We start from the raw sequence: 2,975 nt of genomic DNA on the forward strand, positions 1-2,975 counted from the left end.
CCCTGCGTGCCCGGCACAAGCAGATCAAGGACAAGCTCGAGCGCAGCAGCTTCGGCCGCCCCATACAGCTCGATTCGATCGAGACGCCCGACGGGCTGCAGGGCGATGTCTACGCGGTGGTCGAGCATCCGCTGTCGGAGGTCGGCAGCGCGCTCAAGGGCTCGGCCAACTGGTGCGAGCTGATGCTGCTGCACGTCAACAACCGGCGCTGCCGCGTGAGCGGCGCGCCGGGCCGCGAGACGCTCACGCTCTACGTGGTGCGGCGCTACGACAAGCCGGTCGACCAGGCCTTCGAGCTGCCCTTCGCCTACCGCGTGGCGAGCGCGACGCCCGAGCACCTGATGATCGACCTGTCGGCCGCCAGCGGCCCCTTCGGCACCAGCAATTACCACGTCACCTTGGAGGCGGTGGCGCTCGACGAGCACAAGAGCTTCCTGCACTTCAGCTACAGCTACGACCACAGCATGATGGTGAAGCTCGCCACCCAGGCCTACCTCGCGACCTTCGGGCGCGACAAGGTCGGCTTCACGGTGGTGGGGCAGACGCCCGACGGCAAGCCCGAGTACATCCGCGGCATGCGCGGGCTGGTGGAGCGCAATGCGATGCGCTACTTCCTCACGCTCGATGCCTACCTCGCGGCCGATGCCAAGGGCCAGTCCGAGCTGCGGCAGCGCCACTGGTTCGCGGCCGCCGAGCAGTTCCCGCGCCAGCTGCACGAGATCGACCTCGACACCTACCTCGCGCTCAAGCGCGAGGACCGGCAGCGCGAGGGGCTGGGCCGCTGACGCGGCCGCTCAGGTCCGGTCCAGGGTCAGCGGTGCCGCGGCCGCCTTCGCTGGCGGCATCCGCAGATGCCGCGTGGCGCCGGCCGTGCGCATCACGGCCGACAGCAGCGAGCGGAACCACACATGGCCCGGCGCGCGCTGGTGGCGGGCATGCCAGAGCTGGTAGAAGCGCATCGGCGGAAAGTCGAGCGGCGCCGGCACGATCGCCAGCGGCAGCAGCGCGGCATAGTGCTGCGCGAAGTGCCGGCTGGTGGTGAAGATCAGGTCGGTGCCGGGCAGGAGCTGCGGCGCCATCGAGAAGTAGGGCACCGTCACGGTCGGCGTGCGCGCCAGGCGCAGCGTGGCCAGGTGGCTCTCGACCACGCCGCGCTGCAGGGTGCTGTAGAGCTGCGGCACCACGTGGGCGCCATGCAGGTAGTCGCTCGGCGTGAGGCCCTGCGCGCCCGGGTGGTCGCGGTCGACCAGGCAGACGATCTCGTCCTCCATCAGCAAGGTGGTGTGCAGGTGCTCGGGCGGCTGCGGCCAGTTGCCCACCACCACGTCGAGCGAGCCGTCGGCCAGCGCGGCCTCGACGTCGAACTCGGGCCCGAGCGGATGCATGAACAGGCGCGCGCCCGGCGCGGTGCCGCGCAGGTACTGCACCACCGCGGCCATCAGCGGCGGCGCCAGATAATCGGGCGTGCCGAGGTGGAAGGTCAGCCGCGTGGTCGCGGGATCGAAGCTGTCGGCCGGCGCGAGCAGGGCATCGATCTCGCCGAGCACCACGCGCACCGAGGCTTCGAGCCGCAGCGCGCGCTCGGTCGGCACCATGCGCTGCTTGTCCTTCACCAGCAGCGGGTCGCCGAAGATCTCGCGCAGCCGCTTGAGCGCGGTGCTCACGGCCGGCTGCGACTGGTTGAGGCGGGTGGCGGCGCGCGAGACGCTGCGCTCGGCCAGCAGCACGGCGAAGACGCGCAGCAGGTAGGTGTCGAAAGGATCGTTGGCGCGGGACATGGAGGGAAGGGCGCTGCACAGCTTTGGTGCCAAGCCATCGTGCAGGCCCGGCGCTTTGCTATGCCGCGCATAAGGCGCTAGCGATTGGCGTGCCATGGGTGCGTTCCTAGAGTGCGGGCATTGCTCTTGCTGGACCGTGCCATGAACTCCACCGACCTCTCCCTCGCTCGACCCTCGCGCCGCGGCGCGCTGCAACTGCTGGCGGCCGGCGCCGCCGCGCTCGCGCTGCCGGCCTTCGCGCAGTGGCCCGACCGGCCGATCAGGATCGTCGTGACCTTCCCGCCCGGCGGTTCCAGCGACATCCTGGCGCGCGTGATGGGCGAGCAGCTCGCGCGCCGGCTCGGCCAGGCGGTGGTGATCGACAACAAGCCCGGCGCGGGTGGCACCATCGGCGGCGCCCAGGTGGCGGCCGCGGCGCCCGACGGCTACACGCTGATGCTCGCGAACACCACGCCGATCGCGCTCGGGCCGTTCACGCTCGACAAGCAGCCCTACGACCCGGTCGCGGCCTTCAGTCACATCGCCGCGCTGGGCTCGGCGCCGCTGGTGGTGATGGCCAGCAAGGGCTCGGGCATCGCGAGCTTCGCCGACCTGGAAGCCCGTGCGCGCAAGGACGGCCGGCTCGATTTCGGCTCGGGCGGCCCGGGCTCGATCGGCCACATCCACGGCGAGTTGATCCGCCGCGTGACCGGGCTGCACCTGGAGCATGTGCCCTACCGCGGCGGCGCGCCGATGACCACCGACCTGATCGCCAACACCATCCCCGTGGGGATCGACGTGATCACCGCCTATGTGCCGTACTTCAAGAGCGGCCAGCTGGTGCCGCTGGCGGTCACGGGCAGCGCGCGCTCGCCGCTGATGCCCGAGGTGCCGGCCATCGCCGAGGTGGGGCAGCCCAAGCTGGTGCTCGAGAACTTCTTCGGCCTCAGCGGCCCCGCGAAGCTGCCGCCCGAGGTGGTGGCACGCCTCCATGCCGCCTGCAACGAGGTGCTGGCCATGGCCGAGGTGCAGAAGAAGCTGATCGAGCTGGGCATCGTCGCCAAGCCCGAGACGACGGCCCGTTTCGAGGGCATCGTGAAGGAGCAGGTGGCGGTGCTCGGGCCGACGGTGAAGGCGGCGGGCATCAAGCTCTGAGGTCCGCCGGCCCGGCGGGCTTCAGTCGGCCAGCGTGAGCAGCGGCACGTCGCGCTCGCGCGC

The 2,975-nt window shown here is 71.1% G+C and carries 3 protein-coding genes; 2 read left to right on the plus strand and 1 reads right to left on the minus strand.

Going from position 1 to position 2,975, the window contains the following annotated elements; genetic code table 11:
• A partial coding sequence (locus AC27VN_RS37595) for a hypothetical protein (RefSeq protein WP_490879947.1) occupies positions 1-785 on the plus strand: 785 nt, incomplete at its 5' end.
• 9 nt (positions 786-794) lie between these two features.
• Here the strand turns inward: AC27VN_RS37595 and AC27VN_RS37600 are convergent.
• Positions 795-1,778 (minus strand): LysR family transcriptional regulator, encoded by a 984-nt coding sequence (locus AC27VN_RS37600; RefSeq protein WP_490879948.1) that lies wholly within the window; start codon positions 1,776-1,778, stop codon positions 795-797.
• 141 nt (positions 1,779-1,919) lie between these two features.
• Here AC27VN_RS37600 and AC27VN_RS37605 point away from each other — a divergent pair, with 141 nt between their 5' ends.
• Positions 1,920-2,912: a Bug family tripartite tricarboxylate transporter substrate binding protein gene (locus AC27VN_RS37605; RefSeq protein WP_296789096.1), complete on the plus strand. Its 993-nt coding sequence runs from the start codon at positions 1,920-1,922 to the stop codon at positions 2,910-2,912.
• Positions 2,913-2,975: the final 63 nt, after the last annotated feature.

Source organism: Variovorax sp. 20P10.2.4 (assembly GCF_058244205.1).